Source organism: Symbiobacterium thermophilum IAM 14863 (genome assembly GCF_000009905.1).
In the GTDB taxonomy this organism is placed as follows: domain Bacteria; phylum Bacillota; class Sulfobacillia; order Symbiobacteriales; family Symbiobacteriaceae; genus Symbiobacterium; species Symbiobacterium thermophilum.
This window is the reverse complement of record NC_006177.1, coordinates 617,047-635,468: the sequence shown is the minus strand read 5'-3', so window position 1 is coordinate 635,468 and position 18,422 is coordinate 617,047. Positions and strand designations below refer to the sequence as shown.

The window sequence follows — 18,422 nt, the reverse complement described above, 5'->3', positions numbered from 1 at the left end:
CAGCCGCCTCAGGATCGGGTTGACTTGAGTTTACGCACAAGCGCCATGTACTCGTTCCATATGGCCGGATCCACTCTCCGGCTCGCTGCTGCCGCGGCCTTGATCTGGTTCTCCAAGTCCTCTAGTCTCCTCGAATCTCTATGCTTCCTTATCTTCTCGATGCAGTCTGCCGCTTCCTTTTCCGGATCGCTGGTCAGCATCGGTGTAACGGCCATCTCGGTGAGGACCTGTCTGGCCTCCGGATCCGACAGGCGATCGAACAGGCGGGCGATCACTCCTCCGCCCGCCAGGGGGTCTGCCTCCGCCAGCAGTGCGCGCCCCGCCCTGTAGATCTGCCGGTGGTGGGGGTCGGAGAAGGGCTCCTCCCCCAGCTCCGCCTCCACGGTGCGGAGCAGCCCCGGGTGCTCCAGCAGCAGGTACAGCAGCACACGCTCAGCCCGGCGGGCCCCCTCCGCCTGGGTGACCGGGGCCTGGTCCGGGCGAGGACGCGTCGGTCCGGGCGAGGCAGGTGCTCCCGGACCTCTTCTATTATTCCTGGAATCTGGCAGATTATGCTGGAATCCCCGGCGAAGCAGGCGGTTCATCTGGCGATCGATCGCCAGCTTCAGATCGGGCTTGGCCAGCGGGTTGTCCCCGGCCAGCCGGTCCGCCACCTGGTCGACGTACGCCTCCCGCACGACCTCGTTGCGCACGTCCGCCAGGACCTGCGCCACCGACTCCACGGCTTTCGCCATCTCCTCCGGCGTCGGCCGGCGGGTGGCGGGCAGGGCCAGGCTGAGCCGGAACTCGATTAGCGGAAGAGCCTGTTCGATTCGTTCGACGAACGCAGGTGCACCATGGGTGCGGATGAACTCGTCCGGATCCTTCCCGTCGGGAAGCTGCAACACCCGCACGTCGCAGCCGCTGTCGTAGAGCTTCTGCAGGCCGCGCAGCGTCGCCAGCTGGCCGGCCGTGTCCATGTCGAAGGCGACGATGACCTGCTGGGCCTGCTGGCGGATGATCCGCACCTGTTCGTCCGTGAGGGCCGTGCCCAACGGCGCCACCACGTTCTGGATCCCCGCCTGGTGGGGCATGAGGACGTCCATGTATCCTTCGACGAGGATCGCCTGATTCCTGGCGCGCATCGCCTCTTTGGCCTGATCCAATCCGAAGAGGACGTGGCGCTTCACGAACAGCGGGGTTTCCGCCGTGTTCTTGTACTTGGCGCCCTCGCCGCCGAGGATCCGCCCGCCGAAGCCGATCACCCGGCCGGACAGGTCGGCGATGGGGAACATGACCCGCTCGAAGAAGACGTCCATGAAGCCCGGGCCGTCCCGCCGGGGCACGATCAGCCCCGCCTTCTGGAGGATCTGGGGCGGGAAGCGGTCCCGCAGTGCCCGGAAGAGCGCTCCGCGACCCGGGGCCCACCCGAGCCGGAAGCGGCGGATGGTCTCCTCGGTCAGCCCACGGCCCAGGAGATAGTCCAGCCCCGGCTTGCCGGCCGGGGTGAAGAGCTGGTGGTGATAGAAACGAGCCGCCAGGTCGAGCGCGGCGTACATGTCGCGCCGCTCACGGTAGGCCCGCTCCTCTTCCGGCGTCCGCTCCTCCTGCGGCAGGGGGATGCGGGCGCGCTGCGCCAGCTGCACCAGCGCCTCGTAGAAGGTAAGGTGCTCGCGCTCCATCAGGAAGGTGAACACGTCGCCGCTGGCCTTGCAGCCGAAGCAGTAGTAGAACTGCCCGTCGGGCACGACGTGGAACGAGGGCGTCTTCTCGCTGTGGAAGGGACAGAGCCCCACGTACCGGTTGCCCCTGCGCTCCAGTTTCACATAGGCGGAGATCACTTCGACGATGTCGTTCCTGGCGCGCACCTCGTCCTTGAATGCCTGGTCGAACCGGGCCACCGATCACCACCTCATCGTGCCGGAACAGTCGCGCCCCAATAGAAAACCCCTCGGAACCACCGGGAGGAAAGAAGTGGACGGCGGCGAGGGTGTCTGGCGGGCGTTCTCCCTTTCGACAATGGAGGGCGCGATTCCTTCCGCACGATCGTCAGGGTCCGCTCCCCCACCGGGAAGCGGACCCTGACCCCGTGCACCGCCGCTACACGGTGCTGGACGTGGCGCGCTCGCCTTTGGCCCTGGCCGCCGCCTGTGCCGCCGCCAGCCGGGCCACGGGCACCCGGTACGGCGAGCAGGAGACGTACGTCAGGCCGCAGCTCTGGAAGAACTCGATGGACGACGGATCGCCGCCGTGTTCGCCGCAGACGCCCAGCTTGATGTCCGGACGGACCTTGCGCCCGAGCTCGCACGCGATCTCCACCATCTTGCCCACGCCCTTGCGGTCGATGGTGACGAACGGGTTCTCCGGCAGCACCTTCTGCTCGACGTACTGGGCCAGGAACTTGCCCTCGGCGTCATCGCGGGAGAAGCCGAAGGTGGTCTGGGTCAGATCGTTGGTGCCGAAGGAGAAGAACTGCGCGTGCTCGGCGATCTCGTCGGCGGTGACGGCCGCCCGCGGCACCTCGATCATCGTGCCGACCATGTACTTGAAGGTGACGCCGTGCTTCTCCATGACCTCCCGGGCGATCCGGTCGGTCATCTCGCGCAGGAAGGAGAACTCGGTGACGATACTGACCAGCGGGTGCATGATCTCGGGCTCGACGACCATGCCTTCCTTGTTGCACTGTGCGGCGGCCTCGAAGATCGCCCGCACCTGCATCTCGTAGATCTCGGGGTAGATCATGCCGAGGCGGCAGCCGCGGAAGCCCAGCATCGGGTTCATCTCGGCCAGCGCCCGGACCTTCTTCAGCAGGGCCTCCTTCTCCTGCAGCTCAGACCCCGTCTCGCCCCGCTCCCGCATGATGGCGACCTCAATCGCCAGATCCTCCGCGTCGGGCAGGAACTCATGCAGCGGCGGATCCAGCAGGCGGATCGTCACCGGGAACGGGTTCATGGCCTTGAAGATCTCGTAGAAGTCCTGCCGCTGCATCTCCTGGAGCTTCTCCAACGCCACCATCCGCTCCTCGGTGGTCTCGGCGAGGATCATCTCGCGGGCCACGGCCATGCGCTCGGGATGATGGCCGCCCTGGCCAAACATGTGCTCCGTGCGGCAGAGGCCGATGCCCTCGGCGCCGAACTCGCGGGCCTTCGCGGCGTCGATCGGGGTGTCGGCGTTGGCCCGCACGCCCATGGTCCGGATCTCGTCCGCCCAGCTGAGCAGCGTGCGGAACTCCGGCGACAGTTCGGGATCCACCACGGGGACCTCGCCGTAGATCACGTTGCCGGTGGCGCCGTCGATGGAGATGACCTCGCCCTCCTTCACCACGCGGCCGTTCACGCGGAACTCCCGCGCCTCCAGGTCGACCTTGATGGCCTCGCAGCCGACCACGCAGGGCTTGCCCATGCCGCGGGAGACGATGGCGGCGTGGGAGGTCATGCCGCCGCGGGAGGTGAGGATGCCCTGGGCGACGACCATGCCGTGGATGTCATCCGGCGAGGTCTCGGGGCGCACCAGGATGACCTTGTGGCCCTCGCCCGCCAGCTTGGCGGCCCGGTCGGGGTCGAAGACGCACATGCCGGTGGCGGCGCCGGGCGAGGCGGCCAGGCCCTTGGCCAGGATGTCCAGCTTCGCCTTGGGATCGATGGCCGGGTGCAGGATGTTGTTGATCTGCTCCGGATCCACCCGCAGGACCGCCTGCTCCTTCGAGATCTTGCCTTCCTTCACCAGGTCGACGGCGATCTTGATGGAGGCGATGGGCGTCCGCTTGCCGGCCCGGCACTGCAGCATGTAGAGCTTGCCCCGCTCCACGGTGAACTCGATGTCCTGCATGTCCTTGTAGTGGCTCTCCAGCAGCTCACAGAGGTCGAACAACTGCTGGTAGACCTCGGGCATGGTCTCCTTCAGGTGGGCGATCGGATACGGCGTGCGGATGCCGGCCACCACGTCCTCGCCCTGGGCGTTGGGCAGGTACTCGCCATAGAACTCCTTGGCGCCGGAGTTCGGGTTGCGGGTGAAGCAGACGCCCGTCGCCGAGTCGTCACCCATGTTGCCGAAGGCCATGGCCTGCACGTTGACGGCCGTACCCAGGTCGTCGGAGATCTTGTTGATCTTCCGGTAGACCTGCGCGCGCGGGTTGTCCCACGACTCGAACACGGCCCGGATGGCCGCCATCAGCTGCTCACGGGGGTCCATCGGGAAGGGCTTGCCGGTGTGCTTTTCGACGACGGCCTTGTACTCGGGCACGATCGCCTTGAAGTGCTCGGCCTGCAGCTCGATGTCCTGGGTGAACCCGTTCCGCTTCTTGTGCGCCTCCAGGATGGCCTCGAAGTTGTGCAGCTCGATGCCCAGCACGACGTTGGAGAACATCTGGATGAAGCGCCGGTAAGAGTCCCAGGCGAACCGCTCGTTGCCGGTCAGCTCGGCCATGGCCACCACGGTCTCGTCGTTCAGGCCCAGGTTGAGGACGGTGTCCATCATGCCCGGCATCGAGATCGGCGCACCGGACCGGACCGAAACCAGCAGGGGGTTGCGCGGGTCGCCGAACTTCTTGCCCGTCTGCTGCTCCAGGGCGGTGAGGGCGGCGTTGACCTGCTCGATCACCTCGGGATCGAGCTGCTTGGTCTTCTGGTACTCCCGGCAGACTTCGGTGGTGATCGTGAAGCCCGGAGGCACCGGCAGGCCGATGTTGGTCATCTCGGCCAGGTTGGCGCCCTTGCCGCCCAGCAGCATCCGCATGTCGGCCCGACCCTCGTGGAAGAGATACACCCACTTCTTAGTCACCGAAATTCACCCCTCGGTTGATGATTTCCAGGACCCGGACCGCCGTCTCTTCAACCGCCTTGTTCGTCACATCAATCACCGCGCATCCGACCTTCTTGAAGACCGACTCGGCGTAGTCCAACTCCTGGAGAATTCTTTCCATGCTCGAGTAATTCGCGTCTGACCTGAGGCCGATGGTCTTGATGCGTTCTTCGCGGATCTGATGCAGCTTCTCGGGGCTGACCCGCAGGCCAACCACCTTGTGGGGCGGGACGAGGAAGAGCTCCTTGGGCAGGCTGACCTCCGGCACCAGCGGCAGGTTCGCCACCTTGTACCGCCGGTGGGCGAGGTACATCGAGACCGGGGTCTTGGACGAGCGGGATACGCCGATCAGCACGGCATCGGCCCGCAGGAAACCGCGGGGGTCCTTGCCGTCGTCGTACTTCACCGCGAACTCCACGGCCTCGATGCGGCGGAAGTAATCATCATCCAGGCGGTGTATCCGACCGGGCTCAAGCTTCTCGGGCGCCCCGAGCAGTCGGGAGATCCCGTCCAGCATGGGCCCCATAATGTCCACAGCGGGTATATCCCACATATCAACCAGCCGCTGGAGCTCCTTGCGGATCTCAGGGACGATGATGGTGTACACAATCAGGGTGGGCTGCTGTCGCGCTGCGTCTATCACCTCCCGAAGGGACTGCGGGTCGTCGATCATGGGGAACCGGCGAATCTCCACGCTGCGCTGGCCCCACTGGGACAGCGCGGCACGGGTGACCAGGTCGGCCGTCTCGCCGACGGAGTCCGAGACCACGAAGATGACCGGCTTGGCGACCATCTGAGCCCTCCCTGCTTGTTCCCGTGTGCACATCCGACGCCGCTTTTGTACCTTCGTTTTACAAAGTTCGCTCACCGGCCCGGCACTCCTGCACCGGGGCCGGCGGCCCCCGGCTCCTGCGGCTCTTGATGTTTTTGATCGCAGTTCAAGAGCCCGTCTATCGCGCCCCTGCCGCGCCCGCCGCGGGGGCGCGGCAGCTTCCGCGGCATATGCTGGTGCAGCATCCTGCCAGCGAGGGGAGGAGTTCCGGTGCAGCTGTTCCCGAGCCCGCCCCCCGGCGCGCCGGCCGGCCTCCTGCTGCCCGGCGGCACGCCCGACAACCCCCTGGCCATGGGCGGCCCGCCGTTCCCCCCGGTCGTCACCCTGCCGCTCAGCCACATCCGCCGGGTCTCCATGCTCAACCTGGAGCAGGCCCAGCGGACCACCGCCCCGGTCACCGTGGTGGCCGAGGTCGACGCGACGGGGCTCATCTCGGTGCGCGAGTCGCTGAAGCCGCTGGCCGAGCGGCACCTGGGCATCCGGCTGACCTACCTGCCGTTTTTCGCCGCCGCGACCGTCCGGGCCCTGAAGGCGTGGCCGATCATGAACGCCATGCTCACCCCCCAGGGGTTCGTCATCCCGCGGTACATCAACCTGGGCATCGCCACGGCGGTGCCAGGGGGCGTCCTGCTGCCCGTCGTCCCGGGGGCCGAGCGGATGGGCTTCTGGGACCTGGCCCGGGCGATCCACCTGCAGACCCAGAAGGCCCGGGCCGGGCTGCTCTCGCCGCACGAGCTCTCGGGCCACACGTTCGTCATCACCAACACGGGCCGCTACGGGGCCACCCTGTTCGGCACGCCCATCATCCAGCCGCCCAACGTCGGGATCCTGGCGTTCGAGGCCATCCAGAAGCGACCGGTCGTCGTCGGGGACGACCAGCTCGCGATCCGACCGATGATGTACCTCGCGCTCACCGCGGACCACCGGGCGGTGGACGGGGCGGAGATGATCGGCTTCCTCGCGACCGTCAAGGAGGCGCTGGAGCAGGTGGCGCTGTGACCGGCCCCAGCGCCTCCTCGCCGGCCGGCGGGCGGGCCGCCCGCGCCGCGGCCTCCGCAGCGTCGATCTCCGCCGCGACGGCCCGCTCCACCGCCGCGGCCGCAGCGTCCGTGAGCAGCCCCCGCCGCCGCAGATAGTCTGCCACGGCGGGCAGCGGGTCAGCCTCCCGCGCCGCCCTGAGCTCCGCCCCGGTCCGGTACGCCGCGTGGTTGTCGTCGCAGGTGTGGGGGTCGAGCCTGTGCACCCGGGCCTCGATCAGGGCCGGCCCGCCGCCGGCGCGCGCCCGCACCACCGCCCGCCGGACCGCGGCGTGGACCGCGAACGGATCCGTCCCGTCGAGGCTGACGCCCTCGATGCCGTACCCCGCCGCCCGCGCGGCGACGCTGCCCCCGGCCACCTGGCGGCTGAGCGGCACCGAGATCGCCCAGCCGTTGTTCTGGCAGAAAAAGATGACGGGCAGGCGGTGCAACGCCGCCCAGTTCAGCCCCTCGTGGAAGTCGCCCTGGGACGCGGCGCCCTCGCCGAAGCTGCAGTACACCACGATCGGATCGCCCCTGCGGACCGCCGCCTGCGCCACCCCCACCGCCTGGGGGATCTGCACTCCGACCGGCGCCGACCGCGCGACGATGTTCAGCCGCCGGTCGCCCCAGTTGTACGGCGTCTGCCGACCGCCCGACGACGGGTCCGCCGCCCGGCCGAAGGAAGACAACATCACGTCCAGCGGCGTCGTGCCGGCGACCAGCACGGCCCCCAGGTCGCGGTAGTAGGGGAACCACCAGTCCTTCCCCCGCGCGAACGCCAGGGCGGCCCCCACCTGGGCCGCCTCGTGCCCCCGGCTGGACAGGGCCAGGGGGATGGCGCCGCTCCGCTGCAGGACCCCGAGCCGTTCGTCCAGCCGCCGGGTGAGGAGCATCCAGCGGTAGATCGCGAGGGCCTGTTCATCGGTCAGCCCCGCGGCACGATGGTCGAGCACGGGATCACGCCCCCTTCAGGAAACCGGGGCCTTAGCCGACCGGCACCGCCCCGCGGGAGTCGTGCCGGCCGCGCCCGGGCACTCCGGCATCGGGTCACAGCACCTTCACCAGCGAAAGCCGGTCGATCCGGCAGCCCTCCCGCAACGCGTGCCGGAGCGAGGGCTCGTTGCCGGGGTCGATGTACCGGCGGACAAGGCTCGCGCCCCAGGCCCGGCAGTGGGCCTCGCCGGCTGCGGTGAGGCGGTGGCTCACGCCGGTGCCCCGGTACGCCGGTTCTACGAAAATGTCATAGAAAAGACCGACGGGCAGCCCCGTCAGCTCGTCGGGCACCAGCGCCACCACCAGGTAGCCGGCGGCGGCGCCGCCCGCGCGCGCCACCAGTGCGGCGCTGCCGGGCCTGGTCAGCAACGCGCGCAGGTTCTGCTCCACCCGAGCGGCCACCGCCTGCGGGTTCACCCGGTCCCGCAGGGCGGGATCCACGTGGGCCCAGGCCGTCGCCGCCGACCGCGACACCAGCCAGGGCCACTCCGCCACGGTCAGAAGCCCCACCTCCACGGCCACAGTGCCGCCCCCCTCCCCCGACATGGATATGCACGGGACCGGGGCCGGCGCACCTGCATAGTATGGCGAGCGGCCACACGGGCCGTCCCGGACAGCAGCCAAACGCCAAGGAGGTGGGCCCCCTGCGCATCATCGACCTGACGCTGGGCTACAGCCACGGCATGCCGGCCTACGGGACCGCCTGGTACAGCCAGGTGGAGATCCGCCCGCTCATGACGCCCGAGACGGATCCCACGGGCCACGGCCGGCGCTTCAGCCAGTTCGTGTTCAATCCCCACAACGCCACCCACGTCGACGCCCCGAGCCACTTCGTGCCCGGCGGCAAGAACGTGAGCGATCTGGAGCCGGACCGGTTCATCGGGCCGGCGCTGGTGCTGGATCTCACCCACCGCGGCCTGTACGAGCCCGTCACCGCCGACGACCTGGAGGCGGCAGCCGGCGGGCGGATGCGCCCCGGCCTGCGTCTCCTGCTGCGCACGGACTACGTGGACCGCCACTGGGGCGACCCGGACTTCTGGCAGAAGCCCCCGTACCTGGCCCCCAGCGCAGCCGACTGGTGCGTCGAGCAGGGGGCTGCGCTGGTGGGGCTGGACTTCCTGACCGAGGAGCCCGGCGACCGGGACTTCCCCGTGCACCGCCGGCTGCTGGAAGCCGACATACCTATCCTGGAGTACCTCCGCAACCTGAAGGCCCTGCGGGGGCCCATCGTCTGGCTGATGGCCGCGCCCATGCTCGTCGAAGGCGCGGAAGCGGCGCCGGTCCGGGCCCTGGCCGTGGAAGGGGGCGTCCCGTATGGCGACGGCTGAGTCCGTCCGCCGCCTGCCCCTTCCGCCCTGGGAGCCCGCGGACCTGGCCGCGGCCCTGGGCTCCGGGCCGGTGGCGCTGCTGGACGGCATCACCTGGGAAGGCCGCAGGGTGGCCCTGGTGGCCTGGGCCCCGGAGGCCCGCGCCCGCACGGTGGCGGAGGCGGCTGCGGCGGCGGACAGGACCCCCCTGCCGCCGCAGGCCCCGCCGCTGCTGGCTGCGGCGGTGGGCCGGCTGGACTGGGACGGAACCGGTCGCTTCTGGGTACCGGGCTCGGCCGCGCTGTTCGACCGGGAGGCGGGCGAGCTCTGGGTGCGGGGGCGCCTGCCCGCCGTCCCCGGCCGCGGCTGCCCGCCGGTGCGAAGCGGCGCCTGCGCAGGTGAGGGCGGCGCTGACGCAAGCGAGAGCAGTACCAACGCAGGCGAGAGCGGCGGCACCGCGGGTAAGAGCGGCGGCAACACGGGCGAGAACGGCGCCAACGTGCGCAAGAGCGGCGCCGACGCAAGGAAGAGTGGCGCCGACGAAGGCGAGGTCGGTCTTGCCGCCGGCCAGGGCGGCTCCGGAAGACCCGGCGAGCGGGCATCGGCACATGCGCCCCCGCACCGGGCCGTGCCGCTGTGGCCGTACCCGGCGTACGCGGCCGCGGTGCGGGAGGCGCTGACGGCCATGGCCGAAGGCCGGCTGACCAAGGTGATCCTCTCGGTGCCCTTCGCCGCCCCCTGCCCCCTGCCCCCCGCGGCCATCTACCGCCCGCTGACTGCCGGCAGCCCGCCCGGGCTGGGGTTCCTCCTACGGGTCGGCGCGGGTGGCGAGACCCTGGTGGGCATCTCCCCCGAGCCGCTGGTCTTTCTGGAAGCCGGCCGCGCCCACATGCACCTGCTGGCCGGCACCCGGCCCGCCGAGCGCGCGTCGGAACTCGCCGCCAGCCCGAAGGACCGGGAGGAGCATGCGGTGGCCGTGGAACAGGCCCGCCGGGACCTGGAGGCGGTCTGCCTACCGGGGAGCGTCGCGGTGGAAGCCTTCATGGAGCTGGAGCGCCACCCGGGCCTGGTCCACCTGGCGTCACGGCTGTCGGGGACGCTCCGGCCCGACCTGGGCCCCGGCGATCTGGTCGCCGCCTGCTTCCCGGCCGGCACGGTGGGCGGGATTCCCCGGGAGGCGGCCCGGGCGCTGATCGATCGGTTGGAACCTGTGCCGCGGGGCTGGTACGCCGGCGCCGTGGGCGCGGTACTGCCCGGCGGCGGACTGCAGCTCTGGCTCACCATCCGCTCGCTGGCCCTGCGGGACGGCACCGTCCTGGTCCGGGCCGGCGCCGGTCTGGTGCCGGGCAGCGACCCCGCGGCCGAATGGCGGGAGTGCATGGCCAAGGCGGAACGGGCCCTGGCCGCGGCCGGCGCCGCGCTGCCCCCGGCGGAGGAGCTGATGCGGGGCGAGGACGCCGTCCGAGGAGGTGACCCAACGTGATGACGCGGGCGGAACTGGACGCGCACGTGCGCGACATCGTGCGCTGGCACTTCAGCCCGGACACCGGCTCGCCGTACTGGCTGCGCAAGGCGGCCGATCTGGGCTTCGACCCCGTCGCGGAGGTGCGGGGCTTCGACGACCTGGCCCGCTTCCCCGCGGTGGCCGGGGAGTGGCGGTCCGTCCCCGTCGGCGACCTCATCCCGCGGGGGTGCAGCGAGCCCTTTGACGTGTGGGAGACCGGCGGCACCACGGGGCCGCCCGTACGGATCGTGGACGCGCAGGAGCGCACCAGGGGGATCCAGCGGGTCGACCGCATGCTGGACGAGCACGGCTTCCCGCGGCGCGAAGCACGGACACGACCGGGAGGCCCGACCGGTGCGATCGCCCCGGCGCACGGCGGCACGGACACGACGGAGGGCCGGGCCCACACAGGGGGAGGGGACGCCTACCCGGCCTGGCTCCACCTGGGGCCCACGGGCCCCCACCTGGTGGGCACCAACGTGGCCCGGCTCGCCCGGCTCCGGGGCTTCCTCTACCATACCGTCGACCTGGACCCGCGCTGGGTGAAGCGGCTCTACCGGGAGGGCCGCGCCGACGAAGCCCGTCGCTACACCGCCCACCTGGTAGAGCAGGCCCTGGCGGTGCTCAGGACCCAGCCGGTCCGGGTACTCTCCACCACCCCGCCCCTCCTGCAGGCCCTCTGCGAGCACCCGGAGGCGTACGCCGCCCTGGCGGGGAGGGTCGAGGGCATCATCTGGTTCGGCACCTCGCTTTCCGCCGAAGGGCTGCGGCTGCTGGAGGAGGAGCTGCTGCCGGAGGCGCGGTTCGTGGGCTGGTACGGCAACACGCTGATGGGCATCGCCTGCCAGCGTCCCCGCCGGGAGGGCGACACCCACCGCTGCATCTTCTCCCCGCCGGGGCCGGCGGCGGTGGTCCGGGTGGTCGACCCGCAGGACCCGAGCCGCCGCGTCGCTCCCGGCGAGGCCGGCCAGGTCCGCATCAGCCTGCTGACCCGGGAGCTGTTCCTCCCCTGGCACCTGGAGCGGGATCGGGCGGTCCGCGTCCCATGGCCCGGGTCGGAGCTGTGGGACGAGCTGGCGGAGGTTGCACCCCTGGACGGGGGCGGCGCCCGAGTCGAGGGGGTGTACTGAGGTGCGGGAGATCCCCATCTGGCGGGGCGGCCGGGAGCGGACCAGCCTGGACGTGCGGCTGCTCCGGGACTACCGGGGCGAGCCCCTGGCGAAGGTGGCCGTCGCGCCGGCCCTGCTGGTCCACCGGGCGGTGGCCGAGCTGCGGGCGGCGGCGGAGCCGGAAGCCGACCTCACCGCCCTCTGGGACCGAATCGCCGCGGCCGGCCGTCTGCTGGACGCAGCCGAACTCGGGGGCTGCTCCCCGGAGGAGCACGCCCGGCTGGTCACGCTGGCCACCGGCGCCCCCCTCACCGACAGCCGACGCGCCCTGGCCGAACTGGCCCGGGGCATGGCGCAGGTGCGAGAAGCCCTGACCTGGCAGGCGCCGGGCGGCACGCCGGAGCCCTTCCTCACCGGCCGGATCGAGCCCGCTCCCGGCAAGTCCTGCGGTTGGGCGCCGGTGGGCCGGGTGCTGGGCTTCGTCGCCCCGTCCAACCACCCGGCGGTGCACCTGACCTGGGTGCTGGCGCTGGCGATGGGCTGGGTGGTCGCCGTCCGGCCCGGCGCCGACGACCCCTTCACACCGTGGCGGGTTCTGCTCGCACTCCGGGAGGCGGGTTTCCCGGCCGAGCGGATCGCCCTGTTGCCCGGGGGGCACGACCTGGTGCCCGCCCTGGTGGAACACTGCGACCGGACGGTGGCGTATGGCGGGCCTGCGCTGGAATCGCTGCTGGGCCGGGATCCCCGGGTGCTCTTCAACGGCCCGGGCCGGTCCAAGGTGCTGGTGGACACGGACGCGGTCGGGGCAGCGCCGGGTGACCCGACCCCGGAACCGAACGGCCAGCCGTCCGGCCTCCGCACCCACAAGCCGGCCAGCTCTTCCACCAGTGCCGAAGACCCTGTGACGTTCCTGGTGGACTGCATCCTGCACGACGGCGGGCGCAAGTGCACCTGCGCCAGCGCCGTGCTGCTCAGGGGTGACGCCCCGGGCCTCCTGGAAGCGGTGGCGGAACGGCTGGCCCGGTTGCCGCTCCTGGACCCCCTGGACCCGGCTGCGCGCGTCCCCGCCTGGAAGGACCCGGCGGCGGCCCGGCTGACCCCGGGCGAAGCCGTGGAGGTGGACGGCCTCACCTTTGTGCGCCCCGCGCTGGTGCTGGGCGTCGATCCCGCCGATCCCCGTTTCGGCGCGGAGATTCCGGCCCCGTGGGCGACCGGCCTACGGCTGCCCGCCGGTGCAGACCCGCTGCCGCTGCTGCGCGGCTCGCTGGCGGTCACGCTGATGACGAAAGAGGCAGCGCTCGTCCGGCGCTGCCTCAGGGAACCTTCGATTCAAAAGCTGTTCGTCGGCCCGGTCCCGCCCTGGCACACGGAGCCCGGGGCGCCGCACAAGGGCCGGCTGGCGGACTTCCTGTTCACGGCCAAGGCATATCGGGAGGCGGTGATCCCGTGGATCTGAGCGGCAAGCGGGCGCTGGTGACCGGGGCCTCCAAGGGGCTGGGGGCAGCGGTGGCCCGCCGCCTGGCCCAGGCCGGGGCCGACGTGGCCGTGCACTACCACCGGGACAAGGCCGGCGCGGAGGAAACGGCGAAGGCGGTGAATGCCTCCGGCCGCCGGGCGCTGGTGCTCCGGGCCGACCTCGCCGTGCCCGGCCAGGCCGAGTCCGTGGTTGAGCTGGTGCGGGACGCGTGGGGCGGGTTGGATCTACTGGTCAACAACGCCGGGGTGGCGCCGGTGCTCCCCTGGGACCAGGTCACCCCCGAGCAATGGGCCGCCGTGCTGGCGGCCGACCTCAGCGGCCCCTTCCACGTGATGCGGGCGGCCCTGCCTCTCTTGCGGGAAGGGCGGGAGCCGGCCGTGGTCAACGTCGGCTCGGTGGTCAGCTTCAACGGCGGTGCGTTCGGGCCCGCCTATGCGGCGGCGAAGGCGGGGCTGGTAGGGCTCACCCGGTCGGCCGCCCGAGAGTGGGGGCCGCTGGGCATCCGCGTCAACTGCGTGGCGCCGGGGCCCATCGACTCGCCCCTCGCCCGAGCGCTGCCGACGCCGGCGCTGGAGGCGATGAAGGCCCAGACCCCCCTCCGCCGCCTGGGCACCTTCGGCGAGGTGGCCGAGGTCGTGGCCTGGCTGCTCTCGCCGGCAGCGGCGTTCGTCACCGGGCAGACGGTCGTGGTGGACGGCGGCCGGGTGATGAACTAGGTGGCAGGCTCCACCGGTTGCCGCAGGATGGTCTTCAGCTTCTCCGGCGGGGTGCGCCGGAAGTCGGAGAGGTAGACCTCGTGGTGGCGGCCCCGGAGCCGGTATCCCTGCGCGGCGATGAAGGCGTGCAGCTGCTCGATCACCGGTCCCTCTTCGGAGAAGGGGCCCACGTGGAGCACCTGCGCGGCCGTACCCCCGGCGAAGCGCTCGAACGCCACGTCCAGGATCCGTGGGTTCTTCTTCTTGGCCGCCGCCTGGCCGCGGGTGGCGGCCACCTGTTCCGCGGTGATCCCCTCAGGCATCCGGATCAGCAGCTGCCAGCGCCATTCTTCCCGCGGCGTCCGGGCGAACGCCTCCGGTGGCTCGGACCACCACAGCCCCTCCAGGGGCGGGACCTTGAAGTCCTGCCCGGCGGCCTTCTGCTGGAACTTCAGGGTGTAAGCCAGTCCGTAGAGCGCCTCGACCGCCTGCTGAAACGCCGGGCTCTCGGGCGCGCCGACACCGCTCAGGGTCAGGCACCAGGTGTCGGGAACCTCCACGATCTCAGGATCCTTCCGGGCCTTGAACAGTACCGGTGCGAAGCCGGCAGGCTGGGTCATGACGGAAGCCCCCTTCCGGGTATGGTGGGGTTCAGGCTCCACGAGCCGCCGACCCGGCCGGGGTCATGGGCGTGGCGGAACCCTTCTCGGTCGTGGCTTCTCCGCCGCGGAACCCGGCTCCTGCCCCGCGGTCCATCGCAGACGCCGTGCGCCCGAATCGCCGACGGACCCGTGCTCTGGCACCCCACCCTAATCTGTCGGGCCGACCCGTTTCCCATTCGGTTCGAGGCGAAATATACATTCGGCTCCCGAAGCACCGTGCACATTTCGCCTCGAACAGCTCACCCCGTGCGCCTCCCCCGCAGTCCTCACACCACCATCCGGCCCCGCTCCCCCCGGTTCGAGGCGGAAAATACCTTCGGTACCCGAAACACCATGCACATTCCGCCTCGAACAGCCCTCCCGTGCGCCTCCCCCGCAGTCCTCACACCACCATCCAGCCTCTCTCCCACCCGGTTCGAGGCGGAAAATACCTTCGGTGCCCGAAGCACCATGCACATTCCGCCTCGAACAGCCCACCCCTGCGCCTCCTCCCACAGTCCTCACACTACCATTCGGCCCCGCTCCCCCCCGGTTCGAGGCGGAATATACCTTCGGTGCCCGAAGCACCATGCACATTCCGCCTCGAACAGCCCACCCCTGCGCCTACCCCGCAGGCCTCACACCACCATCTGGCCCCGCTCCCCCCGGTTCGAGGCGGAAAATACCTTCGGTACCCGAAACACCATGCACATTCCGCCTCGAACAGCCCTCCCGTGCACGCCGCCCTGTACTCGGTCTGCAGTCGGCCCCCGGCCGTTCCGCTGGCTCCGCACCCACTCACCGGCCCCGAGGTGCCCGCGGGTCCACCCCGGGACCCGTACGCAGGCCGCCGAGAACCAGAACGTGCTAGGATCAGGTCGACTCCCGCGCCACTACAGCAAGAAACGGGGCTGTTCCAACGTCGTCCTTGACGACGTGTGGAACAGCCCCTGGCGTGCGCGTCCGGGTCTACCCCGCGAGCTTGCTCAGATCGGCCGGCGCCGACAGGAGGCCGCCCAGGGCCTGGAGCAGGGCATAGCGGTTCGCCCGCACCTTCTCGTCCTCGACGTTGACCCGGACGGTGTCGAGGAACGCGTCCACGGGCGCCTTGAGCCGAGTTGCCAGGTGGTAGAAGGTCCGGTAGTCGCCCGCCTCGTAGGCCCGCTTCATCTCCGGTCGCAGGTCGACGAAGGCGCCGTACAGGTCCCGCTCCGCGGGCTCGGTGAAGAGCTCCGGGTCGATCTCCGCGCTCACCGCGCCCGCCTCGTTGGCCTTGCCGGCCAGGTTGGCGACCCGCTTGAACGCGCCCGTCACCGCGGCGAACTCCGGCTCGGCCATCACGGCGGCCAGGGCCTCGGCCCGGTTCACGGCGTCGGTGACGTCCCGGAAGCCGGCCGCCAGCACGGCGTCGATCACGTCGTAGCGGATCTCCCTCTGCTCCATGAGCACCTTGACCCGGGCACGGAAGAACTCCATGAGATCGCTGTGGGTCTTGACCGCCGCCTCGCCCGGGAGCCTGTACTGCTCGATGGCCCGCGAGACCAGGGCCGCCAGGTCAACCCGCAGGCCGTTCTCCACCAGGGTCTGCACCACGCCCTGGGCGGCGCGCCGCAGGGCGAAGGGATCCTGCGACCCGGTGGGGATCAGGCCGATGGAGAAATAGCCGGCCAGGGTATCCAGCTTGTCCGCCAGCGCGACCACGATCCCCGGGCCCGTCCGGGGCAGGTCGTCGCCGGCGCCCCGGGGCAGGTAGTGCTCGTAGATGGCCTCGGCCACGGCGGGATCGCCGCCCTGGTGGAGCAGGTACTGCTTGCCCATGTACCCCTGAACCTCGGGGAACTCGAAGACCATGCGGGTCATCAGGTCGGCCTTGCAGAGCCAGGCGGCCCTGGCGGCCTGCTCCTCTTGCTCCGGGGACAGGCCCAGCGCCTGGGCGATGGGGCGGGACAGGCTGACCAGCCGCTCCACGCGCTCGAACTGCGTGCCCAGCTTCTCCTGGAAGACGGCCTCCTTCAGCCTGGCGTTGAAGGACTCCAGGGGCTGCCGCCGGTCCTCGTCCCAGAAGAACCGGGCGTCGCTGAGGCGCGCGGCCAGCACCTTCTCATTGCCGGCCCGGACGATGTCCAGATGCTCGTGGCCGCCGTTGCGGACGCCGATGAAGTAGGGCAGGAGCTCCTCGGAGCCCTCGGCCTTGTACACCGGGAAGTAGCGCTGGTTGTCCTTCATGGTGGTCACCAGCACCTCGGCGGGGACCTCGAGGAAGGCGGGATCGAAGGAGCCGGCGAAGGCGGTGGGCTGCTCCACCAGCCAGGTCAGCTCCTCGAGCAGGTCCTCGTCTCGCCGCACGAAGCCGCCCACCCGGGCCGCCTCGGCGGTCACCTGCTGCCAGATCACCTGCTTGCGCACGGCCTGGTCGACCATCACGTACCCGCCGGCAACCTTGGCGAAGTAGTCGTCGGCGTCGCTCACCGCAATCGGCTCAGCCGGCCCCAGGACCCGATGGCCGCGGGTGGTGCTCACCGTCTCGATGCCGTCCACGTCAAACGGCACCCGCCAGTCGCCCAGCAGGGCCAGAATCCACTTGATCGGCCGGGCGTAGCGGAGCTCCCGGTCGGCCCAGCGCATCGCCTTGGGCCAGTGGATCGAGGTGACCAGCCCCGCCAGCAGCGGCGGCAGCACCGTCTCCACCGATTCGCCCTGGATGCGCTTGCGGGCCCAGAGGTACTCGCCGCCCTTCTCGTCGGGCCGGACCTCCAGCTCCTCGAGGGCCACCCCCTGCCCTTCGGCAAACTTCCGGGCGGGCACGGTGAAGTTGCCCTCGGCGTCGAAGGCGATCTTCCTGGGAGGCCCCTTCACCTCCACCTCGACGTCCCGCTGCCGCAGGGCCAGGTTCCGGACATAGAGCACCAGCCGGCGGGGGGTGCCGAAGACGTCCACCAGCTCGTAGTCCAGCCGGGCCTCCGCCAGGGCCTTCGCGGCGTTCTCCTTCAGCTGCTCCAGGGCCGGGGCGCAGAACCGGGCGGGAATCTCCTCGGTGCCGATCTCGAGAATGAGGTTGCGCGTCTCCGCCATGGCTAGTTCCCTCCTTCCGCGGTCCGGGTCTGGTCAGGGGTCCCGTGGCCCCGTCCGCCGGCGCCGTAGCGCGCCGCCCAGGTAGGCCGCTCCGCCAGCGGCTTCAGCAGCGGGAAGCCCAGCGCCTCCCGCATCTCGATGTAGGCCTTCGCGGCCGCCCGGGCGAGGTTGCGCACCCGGAGGATGTACCCCTGCCGCTCGCTGACGGCAATGGCGCCGCGCGCGTCCAGCAGGTTGAACGTGTGCGAGCACTTCAGGATGTAGTCGTAGGCCGGGTAGACCAGCGGCGGGTCCAGGCTGAGCAGCCGCTTCGCCTCGGCCTCGTACATGTTGTAGAGCTGGAACAGCATCTGGGTGTCCGACTGCTCGAAGTTGTACACGGAGTGCTCCCACTCGAAGCGCTCGAACACGTCGCCGTAGCGCAGGTGCTCGTTGTACATGATGTCCCAGACGTTGTCCACGCCCTGGATATAGGAGGCCAGCCGCTCCAGGCCCAGCGTGATCTCCACCGAGACCGGCTTGCACTCAAAGCCGCCCACCTGCTGGAAATAGGTGAACTGGGTGATCTCCATGCCGTCGCACCAGACCTCCCAGCCCAGGCCCCAGGCGCCCTGGCTCGGCGCCTCCCAGTTGTCCTCCACGAAGCGGATATCGTGCTTCTTCGGGTCGATGCCGATGCGCTCCAGCATCTCCAGGTAGATCTCCTGGATGTTCTCCGGCGACGGCTTCATGATCACCTGGTACTGGAAGTAGTGCTGCATGCGGTTCGGGTTCTGGGCGTAGCGGCCGTCCGCCGGCCGCCGGCACGGCTCGATGTAGGCCACGTTCCAGGGCTCCGGCCCCAGGGCGCGGAAGAACGTCTCGGGGTTGAAGGTGCCGGCGCCCTTCTCCACGTCGTACGGGTGCCGGATGATGCACCCCTGTTCGGCCCAGAACTTGTCCAGGGTCAGAACGAGATCCTGAAAGTACATGCGCGGTCCTCCTTCTGCCAGCG

Annotated in this window: 14 protein-coding genes; 6 read left to right on the top strand and 8 right to left on the bottom strand. The window is 70.6% G+C overall.

The genetic code is table 11. The features are described from left to right. Positions 1-8 precede the first annotated feature (8 nt). From dnaG to STH_RS03020, 3 genes are all read right to left on the bottom strand, one after another. Positions 9-1,880: a DNA primase gene (dnaG, locus tag STH_RS03030; RefSeq protein WP_011194721.1), complete on the bottom strand. Its 1,872-nt coding sequence runs from the start codon at positions 1,878-1,880 to the stop codon at positions 9-11. A gap of 199 nt (positions 1,881-2,079) precedes the next feature. Beyond that, positions 2,080-4,758, bottom strand: coding sequence for a pyruvate, phosphate dikinase (gene ppdK, locus STH_RS03025; RefSeq protein ID WP_011194720.1), 2,679 nt, complete (start codon positions 4,756-4,758; stop codon positions 2,080-2,082). Beyond that, entirely contained in the window at positions 4,751-5,572 is an 822-nt protein-coding gene (locus STH_RS03020) for a pyruvate, water dikinase regulatory protein (RefSeq protein ID WP_011194719.1), read from the bottom strand. Before STH_RS03020 ends, ppdK begins: the two co-directional genes overlap by 8 nt. Before the next feature lie 249 nt (positions 5,573-5,821). Between STH_RS03020 and STH_RS03015 the strand changes: the two genes are divergently transcribed. After that, on the top strand, positions 5,822-6,610 hold the full coding sequence (locus STH_RS03015) for a 2-oxo acid dehydrogenase subunit E2 (RefSeq protein WP_011194718.1): 789 nt from the start codon (positions 5,822-5,824) through the stop codon (positions 6,608-6,610). Here STH_RS03015 and STH_RS03010 read toward each other — a convergent pair. Continuing rightward, positions 6,579-7,583, bottom strand: a complete 1,005-nt coding sequence (locus STH_RS03010; RefSeq protein WP_011194717.1) for a thiamine pyrophosphate-dependent dehydrogenase E1 component subunit alpha — start codon at positions 7,581-7,583, stop codon at positions 6,579-6,581. The genes STH_RS03015 and STH_RS03010 overlap by 32 nt on opposite strands. Positions 7,584-7,677: 94 nt before the next feature. Continuing rightward, positions 7,678-8,145 carry a GNAT family N-acetyltransferase gene (locus STH_RS03005; protein WP_011194716.1) on the bottom strand — a complete coding sequence of 156 codons (468 nt, stop codon included), beginning with the start codon at positions 8,143-8,145 and terminating at the stop codon, positions 7,678-7,680. A 62-nt stretch (positions 8,146-8,207) separates the two neighbouring features. On the opposite strand from STH_RS03005, the gene STH_RS03000 reads away from it, so the two are divergent. From STH_RS03000 to STH_RS02980, 5 genes are read left to right on the top strand one after another with little or no spacing between them, the layout of a single operon-like run. Further along, positions 8,208-8,951 carry a cyclase family protein gene (locus tag STH_RS03000; RefSeq protein ID WP_011194715.1) on the top strand — a complete coding sequence of 248 codons (744 nt, stop codon included), beginning with the start codon at positions 8,208-8,210 and terminating at the stop codon, positions 8,949-8,951. Further along, positions 8,938-10,413 (top strand): chorismate-binding protein, encoded by a 1,476-nt coding sequence (locus tag STH_RS16820; RefSeq protein ID WP_011194714.1) that lies wholly within the window; start codon positions 8,938-8,940, stop codon positions 10,411-10,413. The genes STH_RS03000 and STH_RS16820 overlap by 14 nt, the downstream gene beginning before the upstream one ends. Then, a complete protein-coding gene (locus STH_RS02990) occupies positions 10,410-11,564 on the top strand; it encodes a hypothetical protein (protein WP_050742076.1) in 1,155 nt (384 codons plus the stop codon). The genes STH_RS16820 and STH_RS02990 overlap by 4 nt, the downstream gene beginning before the upstream one ends. 1 nt (position 11,565) lies before the next feature. Beyond that, complete coding sequence (locus STH_RS18645) at positions 11,566-12,999, top strand: aldehyde dehydrogenase family protein (protein ID WP_011194712.1); 1,434 nt, start codon at positions 11,566-11,568, stop codon at positions 12,997-12,999. Beyond that, a complete protein-coding gene (locus STH_RS02980; RefSeq protein ID WP_011194711.1) occupies positions 12,990-13,736 on the top strand; it encodes an SDR family NAD(P)-dependent oxidoreductase in 747 nt (248 codons plus the stop codon). The genes STH_RS18645 and STH_RS02980 overlap by 10 nt, the downstream gene beginning before the upstream one ends. Here the strand turns inward: STH_RS02980 and STH_RS02975 are convergent. From STH_RS02975 to glyQ, 3 genes are all read right to left on the bottom strand, one after another. Continuing rightward, the gene (locus STH_RS02975) at positions 13,733-14,335 is read right to left on the bottom strand and encodes a GyrI-like domain-containing protein (protein WP_043713184.1); all 603 of its coding nucleotides are present in this window, start codon (positions 14,333-14,335) and stop codon (positions 13,733-13,735) included. The two genes, STH_RS02980 and STH_RS02975, sit on opposite strands and share 4 nt — an antisense overlap. A gap of 990 nt (positions 14,336-15,325) precedes the next feature. Beyond that, the gene (gene glyS, locus STH_RS02970; protein ID WP_011194709.1) at positions 15,326-17,428 is read right to left on the bottom strand and encodes a glycine--tRNA ligase subunit beta; all 2,103 of its coding nucleotides are present in this window, start codon (positions 17,426-17,428) and stop codon (positions 15,326-15,328) included. 2 nt (positions 17,429-17,430) lie between these two features. Next, positions 17,431-18,399 (bottom strand): glycine--tRNA ligase subunit alpha, encoded by a 969-nt coding sequence (glyQ, locus tag STH_RS02965; RefSeq protein WP_011194708.1) that lies wholly within the window; start codon positions 18,397-18,399, stop codon positions 17,431-17,433. Between the last annotated feature and the right edge of the window lie 23 nt (positions 18,400-18,422).

Excerpts from the sequence above, each read along its gene's own strand:
- STH_RS03020 (WP_011194719.1), bottom strand. The coding sequence starts at position 5,572 with ATGGTCGCCAAGCCGGTCATCTTCGTGGTCTCGGACTCCGTCGGCGAG.
- STH_RS03000 (WP_011194715.1), top strand. The coding sequence starts at position 8,208 with ATGGCGAGCGGCCACACGGGCCGTCCCGGACAGCAGCCAAACGCCAAG.
- STH_RS16820 (WP_011194714.1), top strand. The coding sequence starts at position 8,938 with ATGGCGACGGCTGAGTCCGTCCGCCGCCTGCCCCTTCCGCCCTGGGAG.
- STH_RS02975 (WP_043713184.1), bottom strand. The coding sequence starts at position 14,335 with ATGACCCAGCCTGCCGGCTTCGCACCGGTACTGTTCAAGGCCCGGAAG.
- glyS (WP_011194709.1), bottom strand. The coding sequence starts at position 17,428 with ATGGCGGAGACGCGCAACCTCATTCTCGAGATCGGCACCGAGGAGATT.
- glyQ (WP_011194708.1), bottom strand. The coding sequence starts at position 18,399 with ATGTACTTTCAGGATCTCGTTCTGACCCTGGACAAGTTCTGGGCCGAA.